The sequence below is a fragment of the Marinobacterium litorale DSM 23545 genome, assembly GCF_000428985.1.
GTDB lineage: Bacteria > Pseudomonadota > Gammaproteobacteria > Pseudomonadales > Balneatricaceae > Marinobacterium_D > Marinobacterium_D litorale.
This window is the reverse complement of the sequence record NZ_AUAZ01000043.1, coordinates 1-22,322: the sequence shown is the minus strand read 5'-3', so window position 1 is coordinate 22,322 and position 22,322 is coordinate 1. Positions and strand designations below refer to the sequence as shown.

At 57.6% G+C, this 22,322-nt stretch carries 24 protein-coding genes; 14 read left to right on the top strand and 10 right to left on the bottom strand.

Translation table 11 applies throughout. The features are described from left to right. On the bottom strand, positions 1 to 254 hold a 254-nt coding region (locus G403_RS0119275; RefSeq protein WP_027855440.1), incomplete at its 3' end, for an IS5/IS1182 family transposase. 3 nt (positions 255 to 257) lie between these two features. Here G403_RS0119275 and G403_RS23990 point away from each other — a divergent pair. From G403_RS23990 to G403_RS0119240, 7 genes are all read left to right on the top strand, one after another. Beyond that, positions 258 to 1,013, top strand: a complete 756-nt coding sequence (locus G403_RS23990) for a PhnD/SsuA/transferrin family substrate-binding protein (RefSeq protein WP_084404123.1) — start codon at positions 258 to 260, stop codon at positions 1,011 to 1,013. A gap of 35 nt (positions 1,014 to 1,048) precedes the next feature. Continuing rightward, positions 1,049 to 1,846, top strand: a complete 798-nt coding sequence (locus G403_RS0119265) for a phosphonate ABC transporter ATP-binding protein (RefSeq protein WP_211232717.1) — start codon at positions 1,049 to 1,051, stop codon at positions 1,844 to 1,846. 13 nt (positions 1,847 to 1,859) lie between these two features. Beyond that, positions 1,860 to 2,666, top strand: a complete 807-nt coding sequence (phnE, locus tag G403_RS0119260) for a phosphonate ABC transporter, permease protein PhnE (RefSeq protein ID WP_051299299.1) — start codon at positions 1,860 to 1,862, stop codon at positions 2,664 to 2,666. 55 nt (positions 2,667 to 2,721) lie between these two features. Next, the gene (locus G403_RS23985) at positions 2,722 to 3,882 is read left to right on the top strand and encodes an alpha-D-ribose 1-methylphosphonate 5-triphosphate diphosphatase (RefSeq protein WP_036234668.1); all 1,161 of its coding nucleotides are present in this window, start codon (positions 2,722 to 2,724) and stop codon (positions 3,880 to 3,882) included. Between the two features lie 77 nt (positions 3,883 to 3,959). Beyond that, positions 3,960 to 5,249 carry a GGDEF domain-containing protein gene (locus G403_RS0119250; protein WP_027855437.1) on the top strand — a complete coding sequence of 430 codons (1,290 nt, stop codon included), beginning with the start codon at positions 3,960 to 3,962 and terminating at the stop codon, positions 5,247 to 5,249. Positions 5,250 to 5,302: 53 nt separating this feature from the next. Continuing rightward, positions 5,303 to 5,653: a VOC family protein gene (locus tag G403_RS0119245; protein ID WP_027855436.1), complete on the top strand. Its 351-nt coding sequence runs from the start codon at positions 5,303 to 5,305 to the stop codon at positions 5,651 to 5,653. Between the two features lie 68 nt (positions 5,654 to 5,721). Next, entirely contained in the window at positions 5,722 to 6,336 is a 615-nt protein-coding gene (locus G403_RS0119240; protein WP_027855435.1) for a Fic/DOC family protein, read from the top strand. Between the two features lie 341 nt (positions 6,337 to 6,677). On the opposite strand, the gene G403_RS0119235 is transcribed toward G403_RS0119240, so the two are convergent. Continuing rightward, positions 6,678 to 7,112, bottom strand: coding sequence for a group II truncated hemoglobin (locus tag G403_RS0119235; protein WP_027855434.1), 435 nt, complete (start codon positions 7,110 to 7,112; stop codon positions 6,678 to 6,680). Positions 7,113 to 7,207: 95 nt separating this feature from the next. On the opposite strand from G403_RS0119235, the gene G403_RS0119230 reads away from it, so the two are divergent. Beyond that, complete coding sequence (locus G403_RS0119230; RefSeq protein WP_027855433.1) at positions 7,208 to 7,522, top strand: MGMT family protein; 315 nt, start codon at positions 7,208 to 7,210, stop codon at positions 7,520 to 7,522. Positions 7,523 to 7,606: 84 nt separating this feature from the next. Beyond that, a complete protein-coding gene (gene sfsA / locus G403_RS0119225) occupies positions 7,607 to 8,329 on the top strand; it encodes a DNA/RNA nuclease SfsA (protein WP_027855432.1) in 723 nt (240 codons plus the stop codon). 17 nt (positions 8,330 to 8,346) lie between these two features. Here sfsA and choV read toward each other — a convergent pair whose 3' ends face one another. From choV to betI, 6 genes are all read right to left on the bottom strand, one after another. Next, positions 8,347 to 9,546, bottom strand: a complete 1,200-nt coding sequence (gene choV, locus G403_RS0119220) for a choline ABC transporter ATP-binding protein (RefSeq protein WP_027855431.1) — start codon at positions 9,544 to 9,546, stop codon at positions 8,347 to 8,349. A 1-nt stretch (position 9,547) separates the two neighbouring features. Beyond that, complete coding sequence (gene choW, locus G403_RS0119215) at positions 9,548 to 10,393, bottom strand: choline ABC transporter permease subunit (protein ID WP_027855430.1); 846 nt, start codon at positions 10,391 to 10,393, stop codon at positions 9,548 to 9,550. A gap of 25 nt (positions 10,394 to 10,418) precedes the next feature. Beyond that, complete coding sequence (locus G403_RS0119210; RefSeq protein ID WP_027855429.1) at positions 10,419 to 11,369, bottom strand: choline ABC transporter substrate-binding protein; 951 nt, start codon at positions 11,367 to 11,369, stop codon at positions 10,419 to 10,421. A 142-nt stretch (positions 11,370 to 11,511) separates the two neighbouring features. After that, positions 11,512 to 13,194 carry a choline dehydrogenase gene (gene betA / locus G403_RS0119205; RefSeq protein ID WP_027855428.1) on the bottom strand — a complete coding sequence of 561 codons (1,683 nt, stop codon included), beginning with the start codon at positions 13,192 to 13,194 and terminating at the stop codon, positions 11,512 to 11,514. Between the two features lie 42 nt (positions 13,195 to 13,236). After that, the gene (betB, locus tag G403_RS0119200) at positions 13,237 to 14,697 is read right to left on the bottom strand and encodes a betaine-aldehyde dehydrogenase (RefSeq protein ID WP_027855427.1); all 1,461 of its coding nucleotides are present in this window, start codon (positions 14,695 to 14,697) and stop codon (positions 13,237 to 13,239) included. Beyond that, the gene (gene betI, locus G403_RS23980; protein ID WP_051299297.1) at positions 14,697 to 15,326 is read right to left on the bottom strand and encodes a transcriptional regulator BetI; all 630 of its coding nucleotides are present in this window, start codon (positions 15,324 to 15,326) and stop codon (positions 14,697 to 14,699) included. Before betI ends, betB begins: the two co-directional genes overlap by 1 nt. A 305-nt stretch (positions 15,327 to 15,631) precedes the next feature. Between betI and G403_RS0119190 the strand changes: the two genes are divergently transcribed. From G403_RS0119190 to G403_RS0119175, 3 genes are all read left to right on the top strand, one after another. Further along, entirely contained in the window at positions 15,632 to 17,452 is a 1,821-nt protein-coding gene (locus G403_RS0119190) for an SLC13 family permease (RefSeq protein WP_027855426.1), read from the top strand. 240 nt (positions 17,453 to 17,692) lie between these two features. Beyond that, on the top strand, positions 17,693 to 18,463 hold the full coding sequence (locus G403_RS0119180; protein WP_027855425.1) for a class II aldolase/adducin family protein: 771 nt from the start codon (positions 17,693 to 17,695) through the stop codon (positions 18,461 to 18,463). Positions 18,464 to 18,481: 18 nt separating this feature from the next. Then, positions 18,482 to 19,447, top strand: a complete 966-nt coding sequence (locus G403_RS0119175) for a 2-dehydropantoate 2-reductase (protein ID WP_027855424.1) — start codon at positions 18,482 to 18,484, stop codon at positions 19,445 to 19,447. Positions 19,448 to 19,571: 124 nt separating this feature from the next. Here the strand turns inward: G403_RS0119175 and aroA are convergent, their stop codons facing one another. After that, positions 19,572 to 20,849, bottom strand: coding sequence for a 3-phosphoshikimate 1-carboxyvinyltransferase (gene aroA, locus G403_RS0119170; RefSeq protein WP_027855423.1), 1,278 nt, complete (start codon positions 20,847 to 20,849; stop codon positions 19,572 to 19,574). A gap of 64 nt (positions 20,850 to 20,913) precedes the next feature. Then, the gene (locus tag G403_RS0119165) at positions 20,914 to 21,393 is read right to left on the bottom strand and encodes a methylated-DNA--[protein]-cysteine S-methyltransferase (RefSeq protein ID WP_036234663.1); all 480 of its coding nucleotides are present in this window, start codon (positions 21,391 to 21,393) and stop codon (positions 20,914 to 20,916) included. Positions 21,394 to 21,511: 118 nt separating this feature from the next. Between G403_RS0119165 and G403_RS0119160 the strand changes: the two genes are divergently transcribed. Further along, positions 21,512 to 21,748 carry an HP1242/YdcH family protein gene (locus G403_RS0119160; protein ID WP_027855421.1) on the top strand — a complete coding sequence of 79 codons (237 nt, stop codon included), beginning with the start codon at positions 21,512 to 21,514 and terminating at the stop codon, positions 21,746 to 21,748. A 326-nt stretch (positions 21,749 to 22,074) separates the two neighbouring features. Then, positions 22,075 to 22,322, top strand: a 248-nt coding sequence (locus G403_RS0119155) for a helix-turn-helix domain-containing protein (RefSeq protein WP_036234660.1), incomplete at its 3' end; no start/stop codon positions are given.

Below are 22,322 nucleotides of genomic sequence, written 5' to 3'. Positions count from 1 at the left end.
GCAATCTCGTACAGCGCATCTTCCATGGCTGGATCACTGAGGTTATACCACTGCTGCATGCAGTGAATGCGCAACATGGTGGACAAGGGGTACGGCCGACGGCCGTTTCCAGCCCTGGGATAGTGAGGCTCGATAACGGCTTCGAGACGCGCCCATGGAATCAGCTTGTCCATTCGGCCCAGGAACTTTTCCTTGCGGGTCTGACGGCGCTTGTTGCTGAACTCGCTGTCCGCGAATGTAAGTTGCTGATCCATCTTATGCGTCCTCGATCATGTGCAGTCAGCATTATCCCATGTGGTGGACTTGATCACACCTTTGCTAACCGCACAGCGGCGGTTGAGGCTCTGCGTTTCAAAAAGGTCGATTTTGTAATGACCGGCCCTGCTGAATACGTGGTGATTAAAAAGCGCACCAACGCCAATATCGTGGTGGGCTTTTCACGCCCGGATTACTTCGCCACCGTGATTACCCTGTCCGATAGCCCGTACTCCAGTGTGAAGTCCCTGGCGGGCCAGAAGGTCGCCTTCGGCTCTGTGGGTTCCACTTCCAAGCATCTGGGGCCGATGCAGGCACTGGCGGATTACAACTTGGGCCGTGAAGAGATCGACGAGATTCATACCAAGATTACTGTGGGTTGGGAATCGCTCAAGCGCGGTGACGTGGCGGCCGTGGGTATGAACCACCTGAACTTCCTGAAGCTGCGTGGCAAAGAATCTGAAAAAGAGGGTGGACTGGAAGCGGGTGCGTTTCGTGTTATCGCACGCGGCCCGGACCTGCCCAATGACGTTCTGATGTCCGGTGAGCATGTGGACGCAGCGGTTGTCGAGCGGATGCGTAAAGCATTCACCGAAAACTCCCAGGAGTTGATCGCGGCGATTCTGACCGGTGATGACAACAAGAAATATGCCGGTATGAAGTTCCTGACCGGTATTCAGGACAGCGATTACGATTATGTACGCGCCATGTACGCGACCGCCGGTTACCCGGAATACGCTGATTTCATCGGTGACTGATCAAGCCTGCTGATTATGCGTGTAAGGGGGTTGTGATGAATATGCCAATGGCTGGCGCCGTCGAGTGTGATGTAAAGACTGTTGCGAAGCCCGCAACCCCCTTGCTGAGCGTTGCCTCGCTCAGCAAGCGCTACGACGGACAGGACGTTATCTTCCGCGATATCAGCTTTGAGCTACCGAAAGGGCAGGTGGTTTCCATCATCGGCCCCAACGGGGCGGGGAAAAGTACACTGCTGCGCTGCTGTGTGCGTCTGGTTGAGCCGGACACTGGCTCGGTAAAAATCGGCCAGTGCGAGTTGACCGCCTTGTCCCACCGTCAGTTGGTTAAGGCGCGCACGCGGGTGGGCTTTGTGTTCCAGAAGCATCAGCTTGTCGGCCGAATGAGCGTGCTCTCCAACGTGCTGCACGGTGCGCTGGGGCGCCACCGGGGGCCGAGGTTGTGGGCGCAGGCGCTGGCACCCCGTGATCAGCGCGAGGCCGCGTACCATTGTCTGGCACAGGTCGGGTTGCAGGATTTTGCCCTGCGCCGGGCGGATCAGCTGTCCGGCGGCCAATCTCAGCGGGTGGCTGTGGCCAGGGCGCTGATGCAAAAGTCGGAGATGATTTTTGCCGACGAGCCCACGGCCAGCCTGGACCCGCGTTCGGGCAACGAGATTATGGAGCTGTTGCAGCGCCTCTCTCATGAGCAGTCGCTTGGGGTATTGATGGTCTCCCACGATATGTCCCATGCACAGAGCTTTTCGGACCGTATCGTTGGGTTGCGCGATAAGGGTGTAAAGCTGAATGCGCCCAGTCATGCCTGCTCGCTTTCCGAACTCAGAAATTTCTTCTAACAACAGGTTGTCTATGGCTATTGAGTCTGGCGCTCCCGCTACGGTGATACCGAGCCGTTTTGATAATCCGAGCTGGTTATCGGGCGTGCTTTTCGTACTGTTTATCGGCTTTTTCAGTTGGGCACTGTATGGCTCGGAGTTTTCTCTCTCCAACCTGGTTGAAGGGATCCCCAATATGGGGGTGATCATGTCCGAGATGGTACCGCCCGATACCGAGCGTGCCTGGCCTATCGCCAAATCGGTGTTTGTGACCTTGCAGATGGCATTGGTCGGCGCGGTGATCGGCATTGTCCTGAGCTTGCCCCTGGCGTTTCTTGCCGCGCGCAACACATCGCCGCATCCGCTGGTTTACAAGGTGGTTCGGGCCTGGGTCAGTCTGGTGCGTACCATTCCTGATCTGGCCTGGGCGCTGTTTTTTGTGGCCTCTGTAGGGTTAGGGCCCTTTGCCGGGGTACTGACGTTGATCGTCGATACCATCGGTTTTTGTGCGCGCTTCTTCGCCGAGGCGATAGAGGAGGCCGACCCCCAGCCCAACGAGGCGCTGAAGGCGATTGGTGCAGGCACTGTCGACCGCTGCGTGGTGGCGATTCTGCCAGAAGCGGCTCCTAGCATTATTAACTCCAGCCTTTTCTCGCTTGAAAAAGCGGTACGTTCCTCCGTGGTCCTGGGGTTGGTCGGTGCCGGGGGGATTGGTGCTGAGCTGGCGGTTTCCATGGAGATGTTCCGCTACGACCAGGCTGCGACCATCATCCTGATGGTGTTTGTGCTGGTATACGGCGTCGAGCGTTTAAGCGGCTGGGCCCGGGAAAAATGTCTTTGACGCTTGAATTTCCCAAGTCATTCCATGTTTTTGCAGTATAAAGAGTAAGCCATTCATGTCTCAGTTTTCTCAACCGCTCCAACATCGCACAGGCCCCGTCAATCTGCTTACGCCCAGTGGCTGGGCCATTGCGGATCAGGTAGTGCTGGAGCACGGGCGTATCGCCCGCATCCATCTCATCGATTCACAGGTGGATACACCGGATAGCAGTCTGCCTTACCTGCTGCCCGGTATGATCGACTCCCACGGTGATGCGTTCGAACGTGAAATCTCTCCGCGTTCAGGTAGCGCGTTTCCGCTCGATCTGGCACTGGCAACCAACGATCATCTTCTGGTCGGCGCCGGCATTACCACGTTCTATTTCAGCATTACCGACGGCTTCGAGCCGGGTATGCGCTCCCGTGAGACCGTGCGTGAACTGATGAACCTGGTCGAAGCCCACCGGGATCAGCTGAAGTGTGATACCCGTATCCATATTCGTCACGAGCAGGTAAATACCCGTGATCACCGGGAGCTGTGCGAATGGTTAGAGGCCGGGCGGATCGATCTGCTTTCGCTGAATAACCATCTGCCACAGCCGGACAACGAGAAAAAGGTAAAGCGGTTCAAAACCAGTATCTCCCGCCGTCTGAAGATGACCGATGCTGAGCTGGATCACTTTATCGATGAGCTTCAGGCACACCGTGATCTTGGTATGGAGCAGCTGAGTGAGCTTTCTGCGCTGGCGCGTCGGCAGGGAATTCCCATCGCCAGCCACGACGATGAGTCGATGGAGGATGTGGCGCGGGCCGAGGCGTTCGGTGTATCCATCGCAGAGTTTCCCCTGACGCTGGAGGTGGCTCGTGCCATGGGCGATAAAGGAATCTCTGTGCTGGTCGGTGCGCCTAACCTGGTTCGTGGCGGCTCCCATGTCGGTGCACTGGCTGCGGCTGATGCGATCCACCATCAGAGCGCCGACCTGTTATGCAGTGACTATCATTATGCATCTCTGTTTCGAGCGCCCTTCGTCGCGGCTGAGAACGGGCTGTGCACCTTCCCGGAGGCCTGGAACCTGGTGAGTGCCGGACCGGCCAAGGCACTGGGTATCGACTCCAAGACCGGCTCGATCGAAGAGGGCAAAGATGCGGATCTGCTGCTGCTGGACCGCTTGGACGGATCCCCGCTGTCGATCAAGCGGGTTTGGGTGAAAGGGCGACCGGTTCTCAGTGTGGGCTAAAGGGTTAGTCAGACATCAGCGGTCATTTGATATACTGGAGCGTATCTATCCAATGTTATAGCGCTCCGGTGTAAGTGATGGCGACTCGCAGTAATTATGATCATCTGGTCCATATTGTCAGCCATGATGAATTGCGGCTCTATGAGCTGATCCCCAATGTGGTTTGGGTCTTCGACCTGGACAAGCACGGCTGGTGGTGGGGTAATCAGGCGGCTGTGGATTTCTGGGGGTTGAGCTCTCGCCAGGCGCTGATCGATAAGGATCTGTCTGGCGATACCCAGGGCGCACGAGATCGCACTAAGCAAACCTTCGACTTGGCCGCGAAAGATGGGCTGACGGTTGACCCTTGGACCACCTACCCCAATGGCAAGCCCAAGACGCTGCTCATGATGCACCGAGCGGTTCTGCTGGGCCCGGAGAAGCATCGCGGCATCATCGCCTATATCAATGAGCAGGTGAATCTGGGGGAACAGCCGGAAAACCTGTTGATGATGGAGGCGATGCGCTACACCCGCATACCGGCCACTACATTCACCTATGAGGGCGAGCCGCTGGTCGAGAATCCGGCTGCTACGGAAGCCTATACCCATGTGGCAGAGCGCTCCGCTGAAACAGATAGTTGTGCCTTTGTCGCCCGGTTTGCCGACCTTGCCGAAGGTCGCGCCTGCCTGGAGCGAGTGCGGGCCGGTGAGGAGGGACGCTGGGATTTCATCATGCAAACCAGCACCGGAAAGCGGCGCCACAGCCTGGATATCCGGCGCACCCGGCACCCACTGAACGGTGACTTTCTGTTTCTGGTCGTGGAGTATGACTTTACCGAGCTCTATAACGCGCTGGATGAGGTGGAGCAGGCGCGTGCCAAACTGCATGATATCGCGATGAAGGATGCGCTGACCGGCGTGCACAGCCTGCATTATATGCAGGAGGCGGCGGAGTCGATTATCGCTCACGCGGTTCGCCATAAAACGACGCTTTGGGTGATGTTTGTTGATCTGGATGGCTTTAAGGCGATCAATGACCACTTTGGCCATAGTGCGGGAGACTTGGTGCTGCGTGAAACCGCCCGGCGTTTACAGGGCACTATCAGAGCGGAGGACCTGCTGGCCCGAATAGGGGGTGACGAATTCGTGGTGCTGCTTGCCCACGATACCAGTGAAGCTGAGGCTGGGGCGATCGCGGCCCGGATTCTGGAGATCCTTGAGCAGCCGGTCCAGGTTGCCGGCCAGGAAGCGGTGGTCAGTGCCAGCATCGGTATCGCGGGGTTCCCGAACGATGGGGCGGACCTGGAAGCGTTGCTGAAAACGGCGGATGCGGCCATGTATGGTGTGAAGAAAGGGGGCAAGAAGGGATTTGCCTTTGTCGGCTAATTCGCTTTAGGCCTATCCTTTGACTGCCAACAGCCATCATGTAAGGACCAAAGATGAGAGAGACAGGGAAAATCAATTACATTGAGCTGCCCGCGCGTGAGCTTGAGGCCACGAAGCAGTTTTTTACGGATGCGTTCAGCTGGTCTTTTATCGACTACGGGCCGGACTATGCCGCCATCGAGGGTGCCGGATTGGATGGTGGCTTTTATCGTTCGGATAAGGTGGCGACAACAGCCGCTGGCAGTGCGCTTGTCGTGCTCTACAGCGATCATCTGGAAGCGACTGAAGAAAAAGTCAAAGCCTGCGGTGGAACGATTGTTCAGCCGATCTTTTCGTTTCCAGGTGGGCGGCGTTTTCATTTCTGCGACCCCAGCGGCAATGAGTTTGCTGTCTGGTCGGAGTAGTGCCCGGGGTTAGCCCCGGTATGTTGCGACTAACACCTAGTCTAAGCATAACAGGAGCGCCGTTATCGATGAGCCGATATGATGTAACCAACAGCGAAGGGGACTTTCAGCCGGGCGGCGAAGAAGGTGTACTGCGCAATCGGCTGGGTCTGACCCGAAAGCAGGATATCGATGATGCGGAAACTGAACTACTGCAAGCGCTGTATGAATTTGTGCTATCCGACTCCAGAGAGATCCTGACATTCGACGATATCAAACGCTGGCACCACCTATGGTTGGGTAATCTGTATGAATGGGCAGGTAGCCTGCGTACAGTCAACATGAGCAAGGGCGATTTTCACTTTGCAGCGGCTGCTCAGTTGCCAAGACTGATAGGCTCATTCGAACAGGAATTACTTAACCGCTTTTCAGAACTGTCCGAAATGGATGATGAGGCGGTTGTTCAGTACCTGGCGCAAAACCATGTTGAATTCATCCTAATCCACCCCTTCCGGGAAGGAAACGGACGTTTATCACGACTTCTGATGGATACCATGGTGATCGAAGCGGGGTTTGAACCGCTTGATTACCAGCTGTGGGAAGACAATAAAGACTTTTACTTTAAATCGATTCAGGCGGGTGTCGCGGGCAATTATCAATACATTGAGTGCCTGGTTAGGGACGTGTTGGAGCAGCAGGTCTAGGCCTGTGCAGTGATCAGCGTGCGAGTGTCAATTGGGGAAAACGGCGTTCACCTGACTTCAACCGCGCCTCAATAAGGTTTGAAGACTCACCTGTCTCGATGGCACAGGAGCTCGCGACAGATCTACGAATCCGGTCCTTGCTTATGGTGCGTTTGGCGGTTTTGGGCTGGCGTGTCATGCAACTCTCCTCTGCGATTGTCTGATTATACCAAATTACTGACTTTCGCGCAGATTCGGGACCATCGCATCTAGAATTAAGCATTGGCTTCCCGCAGGATTACCGTTATTTTGTTTCATTCTCTGAGGGCTTGCTCACAACACAGAAAGCGCGTGTCCTCCTGTCAGGCTTTGTATTTGGCCTCATGTTCCGCCATCAACCGGATACTCTCCGCCGGGATTGCCAGCTTCTCGATCAGGTAGTGGCGAAAGGATTCCGGGTAATCCAGGTCAATCAACGCCTGCTCCATACACTTGAGCCAGGCATTCTTGCTGTCCATATCCACCGGGAAGTGCTTGTGTGCATCGGGGATGACGATGGGACCATAATGCTCCTTGAACAGCTTGGGGCCGCCCATCCAGCCGGAGAGAAAGTAGGTGAGCTTACGGCGTGCGACAGTCAGATCTGCCGGGTGCATCTCACGCAGGGCTTTGGCTTCGGGCAGGGTATCCATCCGCTCGTAGAAACGGTCGACCAGTGCAGTAATCCCGTCCAGTTCGCCCGCCGCTTTATAGGTGGCATCGCCCTGGCCGTAAATCGGAAGCTCGCTCTCTTGCATGGAATAGTCCTGTCTTGAATTCAGTGGCTGGGCCGTTAGTCTTTAGGTTCACAACTACGCATACATTATGCAAACCATTTGCCAAGGCACAGTTTATGGAACAACCCGGTCTGGTAGAACGTATATGGCAGGTGGTCGCCGCTATTCCACCGGGCCATGTCATGAGCTATGGGCAGGTAGCGCGACAGGCGGGTTACCCGAATCATGCCCGTTTCGTCGGGCGTGTTCTGCGTATGCTGCCCGAGGACAGTCAGCTTCCCTGGTTCCGGGTGATTACGGCCCAGGGGCGGCTCGCTTTTGCGCCAGATACCGATGCCTGGTGGCGTCAGCGTACATTACTGGAGGCCGAGGGCGTCCCGTTTATCAACGACCGGATACCTGCCCGGTATCAAGTCCGACAATTGTTATAAAGGCCACCCCCCGTCACGAGGTTGACGACAGTCAGTAGCTGGTGGATCCTTTTGCGCCTTTCTATCCGTATCCTGGGAGTGCCTGTGAAGTTCGATCCTCCATTGGAGTCCGTAACCCTGCTACGTCGCTACAAACGTTTTATGGCCGATGTGCGCCGGGCTGATGGCAGCGAAATGACGGTGCACTGCCCCAATACCGGATCCATGAAAAACTGTGTATTGCCCGGTGTGGAGCAGGCGGCGCTGATCTCCGATAGCGGTAACCCCAAGCGCAAGTACCGCCATACGCTGGAAGCGGTGCAGGTAGGCCACGGACACTGGGCCGGTGTGAATACTGCACGCACCAATGCGTTGGTGGAGGAGGCGGTGAGAGGAGGCAGGATCCCGGAGTTGTTACCGGAGCAGGGAGTGGAGCGCGAAGTTAAATATGGCGATAGCCGCTTCGATCTGGCGCTCGGGGAGCGCAGTGATCCTCACACGTTTATCGAGGTGAAAAACGTGACGCTGGGGCCGGGCCCTGACGATGAGGACGATGGCGTGATCGCCTTTCCCGACTCGGTGACCGAGCGCGGCCAGAAGCACCTGCTGACCTTGATGGAGGTGGTTGCATCGGGTAAGCGGGCGGCATTGATGTTCTGCGTCCAGCACTCCGGAGCCCGGGCGGCACGTCCTGCTGATGAGGTGGACAGGCGTTACGGTGAGTTACTGCGTGAGGCACAGACCAGCGGCGTGCTGATTCTGGCCTGGCGCGTGCGGCTGGATGCCAATGAATTTGCATTGGAGAGCCCACTGCCGGTTCTTCTTTAACCGGCAGTGGGGTGGTTTCAAGCGGCGTCCGCTGAGTCCTGCGTGAAGTGTTTGCCCAGCAGGGCGTGGTAGAAATCCCGGTCTGACAGCATGCCCACCAGACGTCCCTGTTCGGCAAGCACAACGGGCAGGCCGCTGCGGTAGCGCAACTCGATGGCGGTGCGCATGGAGACCTCAGGGTCGGCTACCATCAGCATGTTTTCCCGAACCTGCTCCAGCATCATCGAGTCAGTCCACTCGGTCACTTTCAGCGTCTGATCTCCGCGGCGAGCCTGTGTGGGCTTGCCGTTATCAAGGCGCAGATGTGTGTGGTCATTGGCGTTCAGCACCAGGCCCTCTCCATCCAGTGCCATTGCGTCTACTGCCGTCATCAGCGAGCGGCCGCGCAGTACATTGAGCGGGTTGGTGTGCGCCACGAAGTCTTCCACGTAAGGGGTGCTGGGGTTCAGTACGATATCTTCGGGGCGGCCATGCTGGATGATGCGCGCCGATTCCATAATCGTGATATGGCTGCCGATCTTCAGCGCCTCATCCAGGTCATGGCTGACGAACAGTATGGTTTTCTTCATCCGCTCCTGCAGTTCGATCAGCTCATCCTGCAGCTGGGCACGGATCAGCGGGTCCAGCGCCGAGAAGGGTTCGTCCATCAGCAGAATATCGCTGTCCATGGTAAAGGCGCGGGCCAGGCCGACACGCTGCTGCATACCGCCAGAGAGTTCATGGGGGAATTTGTCCTCCCACTCGGCCAGGCCCACCATCTCCAGCTTTTCCCGGGCACGGCGACGGCGCTCCTTCTTGCTGACATTCTGCATCTCCAGGCCGAAGGCCACGTTATCGAGCACACTAAGCCAGGGCATCAGGGCGAACTTCTGGAACACCATTGATATACGATGACTGCGCAGATGACGCAGGGTGGGTCCATCGCAGTTGGCCAGATCGACCATGCGGTCCCCGTCCTGTACCTCCAGTGAACCCCGGGATACGGGGTTGAGGCCATTGACGGCGCGTAGCAGGCTGGATTTGCCGGAACCCGAGAGTCCCATCAGAACACAGATCTCACCTTCGTTGACGCTGAGGCTCGCGCCTTCAACACCGACCACATCGCCGGTCTTGTCCAGAATCTCCTGGCGGGAGAGCCCCTGATCGATCAGTGACAGGGTCTGCGTCTGGTTATTGCCAAACACCACGTCCAGATTTTTGATATCGACTACGGCCATATTAACCCTCCTCGCTGGCGCCCGGTTTTTTACAGATACGGTCGAGAATGATCGCCACCAGAACGATCGCCAGTCCCGCTTCAAAGCCCTGGGAGATATTGACCGTGTTCAGTGCCCGGATAACCGGTTTGCCCAGGCCGTCGGCGCCGACGAGTGCCGCGATGACGACCATCGACAGCGACAGCATGATGCACTGTGTGACACCGGCCATGATGCTGGGCATGGCGGCTGGCAGCTCCACCTTGAACAGCAGCTTGGAGTGGCTGGCGCCAAACGCCTTGCCCGCTTCAATCAGTTCCTCAGGTACCCGGCTGATACCTAGGTAGGTCAGCCGGATCGGCGCCGCGATAGCGAAGATGATTGTGGAGATCAGCCCCGGCACTACGCCCAGGCCAAAGAGCACCAGTGTGGGGATCAGATAGACGAACGTGGGGATCGTCTGCATCAGGTCCAGAACCGGGCGTAGCAGGGTATAGACCCAGCGCTTGTGCGCCGCCAGGATCCCCAGCGGAATGCCCAGCAGCACCGACAGTGAGGTGGCCGTTAGCACCAGTACCAGGGTCTGGATCATCTCGGTCCAGTAGCCCAGGTTCAGGATCAACAGCAACGCCCCGGCGGAAAACAGTGCCAGTGATAGCCGGCGATGCAGCGCCCAGGCGATAACGGCCACCAAGGCTACGATAACGCCCGCCGGGAACCAGAGAAACACATCCACCAGTGAGAGAATGACCCACTCAAGAGACAGAGATATGGCGTCGAAAAAGCCGGCTGCGTTCATCGTCAGCCAATCGACAAATGCCTCCATCCAGCTGCCCAGCGGCAGTTTATGGTCGGTTAACCAATCCATGCGCAATACCTATCTTGATGATGGATCAAAGGTTCAGGTGGCTTTTGACGGCACTCAGGCCCTCTTTGCCATCCAGCGTGGTGACACCTTCGAGCCAGCCTTCCAGCACAGCCGGGTTGTTCTGCAGCCAGGCTTTGGCCGCTGCGCGGGGCTTTTCGCCATCATCCAGAATCGCGCCCATGACCTCGTTTTCCATTTCTAAGCTGAATTCCAGGTTGTTCAGCAGGGTGCCAACGTTGGGGCACGCTTCGGTATAACCCTGACGTACATTGGTATGTACAGTAGCGCCACCATAGTTGGGGCCGAAGAAATCATCGCCGCCGCCCAGGTAAGCCAGATCAAAATTGGCGTTCATCGGATGCGGCTCCCAGCCCAGGAACACAATCCACTGATCACGACGTACCGCACGTTTAACCTGAGACATCATGCCGGCTTCGCTGGACTCAACGATCTGAAACTCTTTCAGGCCGAAAGCGTTATCGTCGATCATGCTCTGGATCAGGCGGTTGCCGTCATTGCCCGGTTCGATGCCGTAGATGCGGCCATTAAACTCGTCGGCATGCTTGGCGATGTCGGCAAAGGACTTCACGCCAGCGTCGTAAACATACTGCGGAACCGCCAGGGTATACTTGGCACCCTCCAGGTTGGCTCGCACGCTTTCCACGGTGCCGTTATCCCGGTATTTGGCGATATCGCCCTCCATGGTGGGCATCCAGTTGCCCAGGAAAACGTCGATATCGCCGTTGGCCATGGAGCTGTAGGTTACCGGTACCGACAGTAGCTGAACTTTGGTGTCGTAACCCAGCCCCTCCAGCACTTCGCTGGTGATCGCTGTGGTCGCGGTGATATCGGTCCAGCCCACATCAGAGAAGCGCACGGTGCTGCACTGCTCGGCGGCTGAGGCGGCCAGGGGCGTGCCCAGTGCCAGACTCAGGGTTGCTGTGGTGCCGATGGTCTTCAGAATGTTCATGGTCATTGGATAGTTCTCCTCGGGTTACAGGTGGTTGCGGGGCACCGCCTTTCACCGCCTGGTCAGCCGGGCAACACGGCTCGGCTGAGCGGGCGGAAGACGCAGACTTTTCACGGTCCACTTCAGGCGTTAGCGCTCTTGTTATTGTTCATCGTTTGGGTTGGCCCGGCCGTTGCCGGGTTTGCCACTGTTCATCGATCCAGAAGTCCGCCTGGTCTGCGACCAAGGGTTTCCGGCCTAAAATCATGTCAGCGGCGCGTTCGGCGACCATAATCGTCGGTGCGTTCAGGTTGCCGTTGGTAATCGTCGGGAAGATTGAAGAATCCACCACTCTCAGGTTTTGCATACCGCGGACCCGGCATTGGGGGTCTACCACGGCCATGGCATCATCCTCTGCGCCCATGCGGCAGGAGCAGGAGGGGTGGTAGGCGCTCTCCACGTTGGCGCGAACCCAGGCATCGATCTCTTCATCGCTCTGTATCTGTGGCCCGGGCTGGATCTCCTCACCCCGGTAGCGGTCAAGCGCAGGCTGACCGAGAATTTCGCGGGTCAGTCGGATGGTGTCGCGCCAGTCCTGGATATCCTGTTGCGTACTGATGTAGTTGAATAGGATACGCGGTGGCTGTTTGGGGTCTGCTGATTCAATCCAGACACGACCGCGGCTTTCCGGTTTGTTGGGCCCCACGTGGACCTGGAATCCGTGGCCGTTAAACGCTTTTTTGCCGTCGTAGCGCATGGCTGCGGGCAGGAAGTGGTACTGGATATTGGGCCACTTGAGACCTGCGCGGGAGCGGATAAAACCGCAGGACTCGAAGTGGTTGGTGGCGCCCAGGCCATCCTTGCGCAGAATCCAGCGGGTGCCGATCAGGCCTTTGCTGATCAGATCCAGCTTGCCGTTGAGGGTGATCGGCTCATTGCAGCGATACTGGAAATAGACCTCCAGGTGATCCTGCAGATTTTCGCCCACGCCGGGAAGCTCATGCTGAACCTGGACGCCTGCATCATGCAGGATGTCGGCAGGACCAATGCCTGAGAGCTGCAGCAGTTGGGGAGAGCCGATGGAGCCTGCGGACAAAATCACCTCGCGACGGGCGTGTGCCTTTACGATCTGGCCTCTGTGCTCATATTCCACCCCTTGAGCCTGCTTGCCTTCCAGAAGCACTTTGCGGGCAAGCACACCGGTGTGCAGCGTCAGGTTGTCGCGGGATTTGGCGCGATTCAGGTAGGCGTGACTGGTGGAGGCACGGATGCCCCCATCCACGGTCATATGCATGGGGCCAAAGCCCTCCTGCTGGTAACCGTTGTAGTCCTGCGTCTCCGGATAGCCCGCCTCGACGCCTGCATCGATAAAGGCGCGGTAGAGCGGGTTCAGTGACATCTCATTTCCGTTGCAGGTCCCCACCGGGCCTTCACGACCGCGGTAATGATCAGCCTCGCCGCTCCAGTTTTCTGCCCGTTTAAAGTAGGGCAGGCAGTTCGCGTAGCTCCAGCCCTCTGCGCCCTGCTGGTCCCACTGTTCGAAATCGCAGGCGTGACCGCGGACATAGACCATGCCATTGATCGACGAGCTACCGCCGAGCACCTTGCCGCGCGGGCAGTGTAACCGCCTGCCATCAAGCCCCGGCTCCGGGTCGGATTCGAACTGCCAGGCGAACTTGGGCATGCTCATGGGGTAGGAGAGAGCCGTGGGCATCCGGATCAGAATGTTCTTGTCGGCCCCCCCGGCCTCCAGTAGCAGTACGCTGTGTTCGCCACTGGCGCTAAGGCGGTCTGCCAGTACGCAACCCGCGGAACCCGCGCCGACAATGATGTAGTCGTATGTCTGTTTCATAAGCTTGATTTCAGGCCTCTGATCTTTCCGAACTTTTCGGGTTCAGGCATAGGGAGACTCAACGTCGCCCAGTTCGACAAAGACCGATTTGGTCTGGGTGTAGTGCGCCAGTGTTTCGATACCGTTCTCGCGGCCAACGCCGGACTGCTTGTAGCCCCCCACCGGCATCTCCGCCGGGGACGCGCCCCAGGTGTTGATCCAGCAGATACCGGCCTGCAGCTTGGCGATCACACGGTGGGCGCGGGAAAAATCACGGGTAAAGAGGCCGGCGGCCAGGCCGTAATCGGTATCGTTGGCGCGACGGATCACCTCCTCTTCGGACGAAAACTTCAGCACCGACATCACCGGGCCAAAGATCTCTTCGCGCACCTGCGGCATGTCGTCAGAGCAGTCGGCAAAAACGGTCGGTGCGACAAAGTAGCCCTTGTCTAGCCCGTTTTCAGTGACCCTTTGGCCACCGCAGACGAGTCGCGCCCCGGCATTTTTGCCCGCCTCGATAAAGCCGAGCACCTTGTGCAGGTGTTCTTCGGAGATCAGCGCGCCGACCTGCGTTTCGGGATCTTGCGGATTGCCGATCACCAGTTTGGCGGTGCGCTCGGCAAGTTGCTCCAGGAAGGCGTCATAGATCGACTCGTGCACGAAAACGCGGGTGCCGTGGGTACAGACCTCGCCCTGGGTATAGAAGTTGGCCATCATTGCGCCGGACACGGCGTTTTTCAGGTCGGCGTCTTCGAACACTACCAGCGGTGATTTGCCGCCCAGCTCCATGGTCACATCTTTCAGTGTCTGGGCGCTGGCGCCCATGACCTTCTTGCCAGTACCACATTCGCCGGTGAAGGAGACCTTGGCGATTTCCGGATGCGCGGTGAGCATCTGGCCCACGCGGGCATCACCTTGCACCACATTGAAAACTCCGTCCGGTACGCCTGCCTCGGTGAAGACTTCCGCCAGCTTGAGCGCGGTCAGCGGCGTCTCTTCGGAGGGTTTAAAGATCATGGCATTACCGGCTGCCAGGCAGGGACCCGACTTCCACATGGCGATCTGGATCGGATAGTTCCAGGCGCCGATACCGGCGCAAACGCCCAGCGGTTCACGGCGGGTATAGAAGAAATTACTACCTCCCAGATCCTGGTGTTCGCCGCCCAGACTCGCTGCGAGCCCGGCGTAATACTCGATAACATCGGCACCGGTGACAACATCGACTTCGCGGGCTTCCTGGACCGGTTTGCCGGTATCCAGTACTTCCAAGTCTGCCAGCTCGTCATTACGTCCGCGCAGGATACGGACTGCGCGCATCAAAATACGGCCGCGTTCTGCCCCGCTCATGGCACCCCAGGTCGCCTGTCCTTCGCGGGCCGAAGCAACAGCAGCGTCCACATCGTCCTGAGATGCCTGCTGGATCTCGGCAAGTACTTCACCGGTTGCCGGGTTACGGGTGACGAATGTTTCGCCGGAAGTTGCGTTGCGCGCCCGGCCATGGATGTAAAGGGTCTGTTGTTGCATCAGTTTATGCTCTCTGAAGTCAGGCGTTGGTGGCGTTCAAACAGTTCGCGGGGAAGCTGGTGCTCCAGATAATCGGTGATAATTCCAAGAGCCAGCCCGGTATTGATCCCCTCAGGATTCAGAGCGCCGCGCAGCCAGATACCGTCGATCAGCGCGGCGATTGCCTTGGATATAAAATCGGCGCGTTCGGCCGGCAATGCCCGTTTCAGTTCCAGCCGCAAATGTGACAGCAGCCGTTTTTCGTTGACACGCTGCAGGCGGAACAGCATCGGGTGGTGCATGGCATGGGCCCAGAAGGCGAGCCAGGTTTTAACCACACCGGAATCCAGCTGGCGAGGGTCAAAGTTGCCGCGGACGATCGCCTTGATCCTGCCGACGATGTCGTTAGGGTCAGTGAGGGCAAGTTGCTCCCGCACGCCGACGGATAAGTCCTGTAGTACCGAACGCATGGTCGCTTCAATCAGCCCATCTTTGCCGCCAAAGTAGTGATTGATAATGCCGGGCGATACGTTGGCGGTGCGGCCGATCAGCGCCACACTGGCACCATGAAAGCCCACTTCATCGATCACCTGCATGGTGGCCTGAATCAGCTGGGGTTTACGCACCTTGTCCATTCCGACCTTGGGCATCTGCTTTCCTTCGAGAACCGTTTTATTGATTGAACGTTTAATTAAAAATACGTGCTTCGAAAGAGATGTCAAAGATGTGGTTGAGTAATCTGTGATCGATTTTTGAAAAAATGTCGCCAAAATTCACTATCGACTCGAAAAGTGAAGGTATGTTTTTATAACTTTCAATTAATAAATATTTCGAAGCACGAATGATTTGGTCCGCCGATGAGCTTGGGTTGCCGGGAAAACCGGTTAAAAATTTTGTTCCTGTAAGAAAGGCTCGGTAGCATCACTGATCTGCAACTCACTTAAAGGAATGAACGATGACCGGGGAGATGGGGTTCGTTTTCGCCCTGCTGGGCGTCACCGTGGCGCTTTTTATCAGCGACAAGCTGCGTATGGATCTGGTGGCTCTGATGGTGGTCACCGTGCTTGCTGTTTCCGGCATCGTGACGCCGGCGGAGGCGGTATCCGGTTTTGGTAACTCAACAGTGATTATGATCGCTGCCCTGTTTGTGGTGGGCGAAGGGCTGTTCAGAACCGGTGTTGCCGCAGCGGCCGGTAACTGGCTCTATCGCGTGGGTGGCGGAAGCGAAACTCGCTTGATGCTGTTTCTGCTGCCGGTGGTGGCGCTGCTGTCGGCTTTTATGAGCTCGACCGGCGCGGTGGCGCTGCTGATACCGGTGGTGTTGAGTATGGCGCGGCGTTCCGGTTTGCAACCGGCGCGATTGATGATGCCTTTGGCGTTTGCGGCGTTGATCGGCGGCATGCTGACGCTGATCGGGACTCCGCCCAATATCGTGGTCAGCAACGCGCTGAAATCGGCGGGGCTTGAGCCGTTCGGTTTCTTCGAGTTTACACCGATTGGTGCCGCCGTCCTGCTCGTCGGCTGTGCCTATTTGATCCTGGTTGGCAGACGCCTATTGCCGGCGGGGGAACCTTCAGCCATGGCGGATGATGAGATTGATGTAGAAGGGCTGATGGACCGCTACGGGGTCAGTGGTCAGCTGCATAAGCTGGTGGTCCAGCCGTTCAGTCCACTTGCTCATCGCACGGCAGTGGAGGCATCGCTGCGCTCCGAGCACCGAGTGACACTGATCGGTATCCGGCGCTCGGAAACGCTGCTCTCCAGCGTGATTCCGGTGTTGAGCAATACCCGTATCGAGGTTCGCGACGAGCTTTGGGTCTACGGTCAGGAAGCCGACATAAACCGCCTATGCGACAGTCATCGTCTGACGCATGATGGTTCGCCAGAGGCGGAGATGGCGCGAATGCGCAAGGAGTTTGGGGTGGCTGAAGTGATGTTGCCGCCGGAGACGCCGCTGGGCGGACACACCATTCGCGAGGGGGCATTTCGTGAGCGCTATGGCCTGAGTGTGATCGGTGTGCGCCGCCGCCATGAAGCACTGCCGGCAGATTACCGGGAGACCCGTCTGGAAGGTGGCGATACCCTGCTGCTGGCCGGGGGCTGGGAGCAGATCCGGGCGCTGGAGGGGCGTCGGGGATTGATTCTGCTGGATACGCCGCTGGAACTGGGAGAAATCCCCTCCCATGGGGAGCGCGCGCCGCTGGCGTTGATGATTCTGGCGGCGATGCTGGTTTGCATGACAGCCGGTTGGCTGCCCGCGCTGCCGACGATTTTGCTGGCCTCGCTGGCGATGATTCTGACCGGCTGTGTCAGTCTGACCGAGGCCCTGCGCTCGCTCAACGCGACCAGTCTGATCCTGATCGCCGGTATGTTGCCGCTGGCGCTGGCGATGGAGAAAAGCGGGGCGCTGGGCTATGTGGTCGAGCACTTGGTGGCAGTACTGGGCGGAGCCTCACCGCTGGTGCTGAGTACCGGCCTGTTCCTGTTAACCTCGCTGCTCAGTCAGTTTATCTCCAATACCGCAACCACTGTGCTGATCGCGCCCATCGCGCTGACTACGGCGCAGTTGCTGGGAGTGAACCCGGAGCCACTGATGATGACGGTGGCGATCGCCGCATCCACCGCCTTTGCTACGCCGATCGCGTCTCCGGTCAATACACTGGTGCTGGCGCCGGGTAACTACCGCTTCTCCGATTTCGCCAAAGTGGGCATACCGCTGCAGCTATTGGCGCTGGGAATCACTCTGGTACTGACGCCGATCCTGTTTCCGTTTTAACGTGAAGCGCCAGGCTCGATATGTTCAGGTGTCAGTCTGTTCGGCTTTCATCGAACAACGTCAGCTCGCCGCGCCAATGGCCCAGCTCCACTGTTTTCAGAAAATAAGCCAACTGCTTCGTGTTCATGAAGGATATCGGAAAATTATGGTGGGGTTCCATATACGCTTTTGTTTTTATGGTGGCGCTAACTGCTTAAGATGTTAATAAAATAAGCTGAAACTTTGAGCAGGAGAGGATAGATGACCCCAACAGACCGTTATTTCGAGCGTCCCGCCCGGTTTAGCGAAGCCGAGTGGAAAGCCCGTGTTGATCTCGCGGCAATGTACCGGATTTTCGATTATCTGAACTGGGATGAGTCGATCTACAACCATATTTCGCTGCGGGTGCCTGACCAGCCGGACTGCTTTCTGATCAACCCGTTCGGGCTGCATTACAGCGAAGTGACCGCATCGAACCTGGTCAAGGTCGATGTCCAGGGTAACATCGTTGGTCATTCCGACTGGCCGATCAATCCTGCCGGCTTCACTTTTCATGGTGCGATTCACGACAAAGTGGATCATGGTCACTGTGTAATGCATGTGCATACGACGCCGACACTGGCGGTGTGCTGTCTAAAAGAGGGGCTGTCGTACAGCAACTTCTACGCGGCGCAGCTATACGGCAAGATTGCTTACCACGATTTCGAAGGGATTACCGTACACCTGGATGAAGGCCAGCGCATTCTCGACAGTGCCGGTGACAAGCAGGTACTGCTGCTGCGTAATCATGGTCCGGTTGTGATCGGTGCCAATCTGGCACAGGCGTTTGCGCTGATGTGGCTGGTCAACCGTGCCTGCGAGGTTCAGCTCGCTTCAATGGCCGCAGGACCGGTTCTGGAGATTCCGGTGCCGGTGCTTGAGAAGTGTGTCGCCGATTCGCTGAATTTCGATCCGAAATACGGTGCCGGTGAGGATGTGTTTGCGGCGATGAGGCGTCTTGTTGAACGTCAGGATCCGTCGTTCAAGCGTTAGATGACAAGGGGATTTCCGATGAAAGTCTGTATCTATGGTGCCGGGGCGATCGGTGGGCTGCTCGGCGCGCGATTGGCTGCGGCTGGACATTCGGTGTCAGTAGTGGCCCGTGGTGAGTCAATGGAGGCGATCCAGCGTCAGGGGCTTGGGCTGGTGGTGGCGGACGAGGCACGTTTTTACCCGGTCGCGGTCGCCGCGGACCCCGTACAGCTGGGGGAGCAGGACCTGGTCGTGATTGCGGTCAAGCAACCGTCCCTGAACGCCATTCTGCCGCAGATCAAGCCGCTGCTCGGCCCGGAGACGCGGGTGCTGATGGCGATGAACGGTGTGCCCTGGTGGTTTTTCGATGGGTTGCCGGACGCACCGCTCGATCCGGTGCTGAGAACCGTTGATCCGGAGGGCACGCTGCGTGACTGTCTGGCCAGCGAGCGGATCATCGGCTGTGTGATCCATATCGCGGCCTCGATCAGCAGCCCCGGTGTTAGTCGTCTCAATATGGGGAACTCGCTGATCCTCGGTGACGCCTTGGGTGGTTGTTCGGCTCTCACCCGACAATGGGCGCAACACCTGTCCGCAGCCGGATTCGATACCACCTGTTCGGAGTCCATTCAGCGTGATATCTGGTTCAAGCTCTGGGGCAACATGACCATGAACCCGGTTTCTGCGCTGACAGGCGCCACCACCGACCGGATTCTGTCCGACCCACTGGTACGTGCGTTTTGCTCACGGGCGATGGTTGAAGCGGCTCAGATCGGCTCGAAATTCGGCTGCGCGATTGAACAGACACCGGAGGAGCGTCACGCCGGTACCCTGGCGCTGGGGGCGATGCGAACCTCGATGCTACAGGATCTTGAGGCCGGGCGCGGTCTTGAGTACGAGGCGCTGATCGGAGTCGTCCATGAAATCGCCGACAAGCTGGCTGTGGAGTGCCCCAACATCGACGCGATCTACGGGATGATCCGCTTGCTCGCAGAAAAAAACTGAAGTTCTACTGGAGCCCATCAATAGAAGGAACATGTGGGACGGTAAAAACAACAATCATTAGAGCGGGTAAAAGCAAGAAGGCGGCCTTGGGACCGCCTTCTTTACGTTGGTGCCTGAACAAAGATCAGTGGGTGATTTTTTTGAACAGTTCGAAGTATTCGGGGAAGGTCTTGCGGGTGCATCCAGGATCATTGATGGTGATCGGTGCATTGCCGAAAGCGGCCAGTGAGAAGCACATTGCCATGCGATGATCGTCATAGGTGTCGATTGCAGCGCTGCTGATCTCTGCCGGGGGCGTGATTTCGATATAGTCCTCGCCTTCGACGACTTGAGCACCGACTTTGCGCAGCTCCGTGGCCATGGCGCTAAGTCGGTCGGTTTCCTTCACGCGCCAGTTGTAGACGTTGCGGATCGCAGTAGGGCCTTGGGCGAAAAGCGCCGTGGTGGCTATAGTCATGGCCGCATCGGGGATGGCGTTTAAGTCCAGGTCCACACCGTTGAGCTCGCCTTTGGTGACTTCCACCCAAGTGGGGCCGTAGCTGACCTGAGCGCCCATCTTGCCCAGCACTTCGGCGAAGGCTTTATCGCCTTGTACGCTGTCGGAACCCACGCCGTATACACGCACGGTACCACCGGCGATGGCGGCGGCAGCCAGGAAATAGGATGCCGAGGAGGCATCGCCCTCAACCATAACCTCACCGGGGGAGCGGTAGGTTTGCCCCGCTCTGACAATAAAGCGCTGGTAGTTGTCGTTGATCACGTCGACGCCGAACAGCTTCATGCTGTGCAGGGTGATGTCGATATAGGGTTTGGAGACCAGTTCGCCATCGACAACGATGGTCAGGTCTTCTTTGGCCAGCGGGGCTGCCATCAGCAGGGCAGTCAGAAATTGGCTGGAGATATTACCCTTGATACTGACCTGTCCGCCGTCCAGGCCGTGGGCCCGTATTTTCATCGGCGGGAATCCTTCATCACCCAGATATTCCACATCTGCGCCGAGCGGGCGCAGCGCATCGACCAGGTCCTTGATCGGGCGTTCATACATGCGCGGCTCACCGGTCAGTTCAAACTCACCCTGGCCCAGGCAGAGCGCTGCGGTCAGTGGACGCATGGCCGTGCCGGCGTTACCCAGGAATAGCTCGGCGGTATCGGCCTGGAAAGGGCCGCCCACACCTTGAACCGTGCAACTGCGGCGGTCATCCGACAGCTGGTAGTCAACACCGAGCCTGGTTAAGGCATTGAGCATGTGGCTGACATCGTCACTGTCGAGCAGGTTGGTTACCCGGGTCTCGCCCTCGGCCAGGGCCGCCAGCAAGAGAATGCGGTTGGACAGGCTCTTGGAGCCCGGTAATTGAACTTCGCCGGACGCGTGGTTCAGCGGAGAGAGTGTGAGCGTTTCCATGGTGTTCCGATCGGTTCCGGGTCGTTGTTATCGGGGGAGGCATAAACTACCCGCTACGGGGCGTTCAGTCCAGCACACCCTCAAGCTTGAGCAGTGCTTGCTTGATATTGAGCCCACCGGCATAGCCCACCATGGCACCGTTGGCGCCAACGACCCGGTGGCAGGGAATCAGGATCGGTATCGGGTTACGGTTGTTGGCCATGCCAATGGCCCGTGCCGCGTTCGGGTTGCCGATAGCGTTCGCCAGGGCGCCGTAGCTTCGCGTTTCGCCGAAGGGGATCGCGCAGAGCTGGTCCCAGACACGGCGCTGAAACTCAGTGCCCGAAGGTGCCAGGGGCAGGTCGAACTGATCCAGGTTCCCGGCAAAATATTGGCTTAGCTGATGGGCTGCCTCCAGGAGCAGGTCGTTTGGAACACTGTTTAAAGTCTCATTCTCAATACGTCCAAAGCGTATGCCGGTGATCGCGTTGTCGTTGGCGAGCAGGGTCAAAACCCCAACAGGCAGTTCGGTCAGGTAGAGCTGATGAGTCGGTAGTTCGGTCATCTGCATACTCCGCTTGGGTTGGGGAGGAACGTTGACCGGCATCAATGCACTCTATTGGTGCCGGGGGGATAGTGAAATCGTAAACACAGCATAAATAGCAGATACAGGGAACGCCAGAATGAGTATTGAACGTCATGACCTGGTTCATGAGTTTCCCGAGTTTCGGGAGCGGATTCGCGAACTGAAAGCGAGTGATGCACACTTCTCGAAACTCTTTGACGAGTATGACGAACTGACCCGCGAAGTTCGTTTGATGGAGGAGGAGGTTCATCCCACGTCCACCGGTACGGAAGAGACCTTCAAGCTTCGTCGCGTTCACCTGAAAGATCAGCTCTACGCAATGTTGAGAGCGTAAGTAGAGGTTTCGGACACCTTTGCTTGTAACTGGAAAATACCCGCCACCATAGCGGGTATTTTTCTTTCCGTAGTCCGGTAGAAGCCGCCAGGCGTATACCGGGGCAGGGCTGGCTTATTGGAGTGGAGGTGGGCACTCATGAAAAATACGCGCTGAACACTGGTCACAAATCTTCTGGTCTAATCGGGGCACCCAATGGCGGATGGCATCCTGTGATCCGTTAAAAAAGTGCTCTTCGCCGATCCGCTTACTAATGGGTTCGAAAGTAAGCGAACATCATTTATAATGTAGGCTCCGTTCGCCAAGCTTATCGGATATTTACACACATGCGCCACGATGACGGTCGTAAACTTGATCACAAAACATTAGAAGCCATTCGCGTTCGCGCCGTTCAACGGGTCATGGATGGCGAGAGTCCAGAAGTCGTCATCAAAGCGCTGGGGATGAGCCGAGCACGAATCTATGAATGGCTGGCTGCCTACCGCGAGGGTGGCTTTGACGCGCTCAAGGCCAAGCAGATTTCCGGTCGTCCCAAGAAACTGAGCGGTGCTCAGATCCGGGAGCTGTATATCTG

What these genes read in the sequence shown, in the direction of transcription:
- phnE (WP_051299299.1), top strand. Translation starts at nt 1,860, where the DNA reads ATGGCTATTGAGTCTGGCGCTCCCGCTACGGTGATACCGAGCCGTTTT.
- G403_RS0119175 (WP_027855424.1), top strand. Translation starts at nt 18,482, where the DNA reads ATGAAAGTCTGTATCTATGGTGCCGGGGCGATCGGTGGGCTGCTCGGC.
- choW (WP_027855430.1), bottom strand. Translation starts at nt 10,393, where the DNA reads ATGGATTGGTTAACCGACCATAAACTGCCGCTGGGCAGCTGGATGGAG.
- betA (WP_027855428.1), bottom strand. Translation starts at nt 13,194, where the DNA reads ATGAAACAGACATACGACTACATCATTGTCGGCGCGGGTTCCGCGGGT.
- betI (WP_051299297.1), bottom strand. Translation starts at nt 15,326, where the DNA reads ATGCCCAAGGTCGGAATGGACAAGGTGCGTAAACCCCAGCTGATTCAG.
- G403_RS0119245 (WP_027855436.1), top strand. Translation starts at nt 5,303, where the DNA reads ATGAGAGAGACAGGGAAAATCAATTACATTGAGCTGCCCGCGCGTGAG.
- G403_RS0119250 (WP_027855437.1), top strand. Translation starts at nt 3,960, where the DNA reads ATGGCGACTCGCAGTAATTATGATCATCTGGTCCATATTGTCAGCCAT.
- G403_RS0119235 (WP_027855434.1), bottom strand. Translation starts at nt 7,112, where the DNA reads ATGCAAGAGAGCGAGCTTCCGATTTACGGCCAGGGCGATGCCACCTAT.
- G403_RS0119160 (WP_027855421.1), top strand. Translation starts at nt 21,512, where the DNA reads ATGAGTATTGAACGTCATGACCTGGTTCATGAGTTTCCCGAGTTTCGG.
- G403_RS0119165 (WP_036234663.1), bottom strand. Translation starts at nt 21,393, where the DNA reads ATGACCGAACTACCGACTCATCAGCTCTACCTGACCGAACTGCCTGTT.
- betB (WP_027855427.1), bottom strand. Translation starts at nt 14,697, where the DNA reads ATGCAACAACAGACCCTTTACATCCATGGCCGGGCGCGCAACGCAACT.
- choV (WP_027855431.1), bottom strand. Translation starts at nt 9,546, where the DNA reads ATGGCCGTAGTCGATATCAAAAATCTGGACGTGGTGTTTGGCAATAAC.
- G403_RS0119190 (WP_027855426.1), top strand. Translation starts at nt 15,632, where the DNA reads ATGACCGGGGAGATGGGGTTCGTTTTCGCCCTGCTGGGCGTCACCGTG.
- G403_RS23990 (WP_084404123.1), top strand. Translation starts at nt 258, where the DNA reads ATGCGTCCTCGATCATGTGCAGTCAGCATTATCCCATGTGGTGGACTT.
- G403_RS23985 (WP_036234668.1), top strand. Translation starts at nt 2,722, where the DNA reads ATGTCTCAGTTTTCTCAACCGCTCCAACATCGCACAGGCCCCGTCAAT.
- G403_RS0119265 (WP_211232717.1), top strand. Translation starts at nt 1,049, where the DNA reads ATGAATATGCCAATGGCTGGCGCCGTCGAGTGTGATGTAAAGACTGTT.
- G403_RS0119240 (WP_027855435.1), top strand. Translation starts at nt 5,722, where the DNA reads ATGAGCCGATATGATGTAACCAACAGCGAAGGGGACTTTCAGCCGGGC.
- G403_RS0119230 (WP_027855433.1), top strand. Translation starts at nt 7,208, where the DNA reads ATGGAACAACCCGGTCTGGTAGAACGTATATGGCAGGTGGTCGCCGCT.
- aroA (WP_027855423.1), bottom strand. Translation starts at nt 20,849, where the DNA reads ATGGAAACGCTCACACTCTCTCCGCTGAACCACGCGTCCGGCGAAGTT.
- G403_RS0119210 (WP_027855429.1), bottom strand. Translation starts at nt 11,369, where the DNA reads ATGACCATGAACATTCTGAAGACCATCGGCACCACAGCAACCCTGAGT.
- G403_RS0119180 (WP_027855425.1), top strand. Translation starts at nt 17,693, where the DNA reads ATGACCCCAACAGACCGTTATTTCGAGCGTCCCGCCCGGTTTAGCGAA.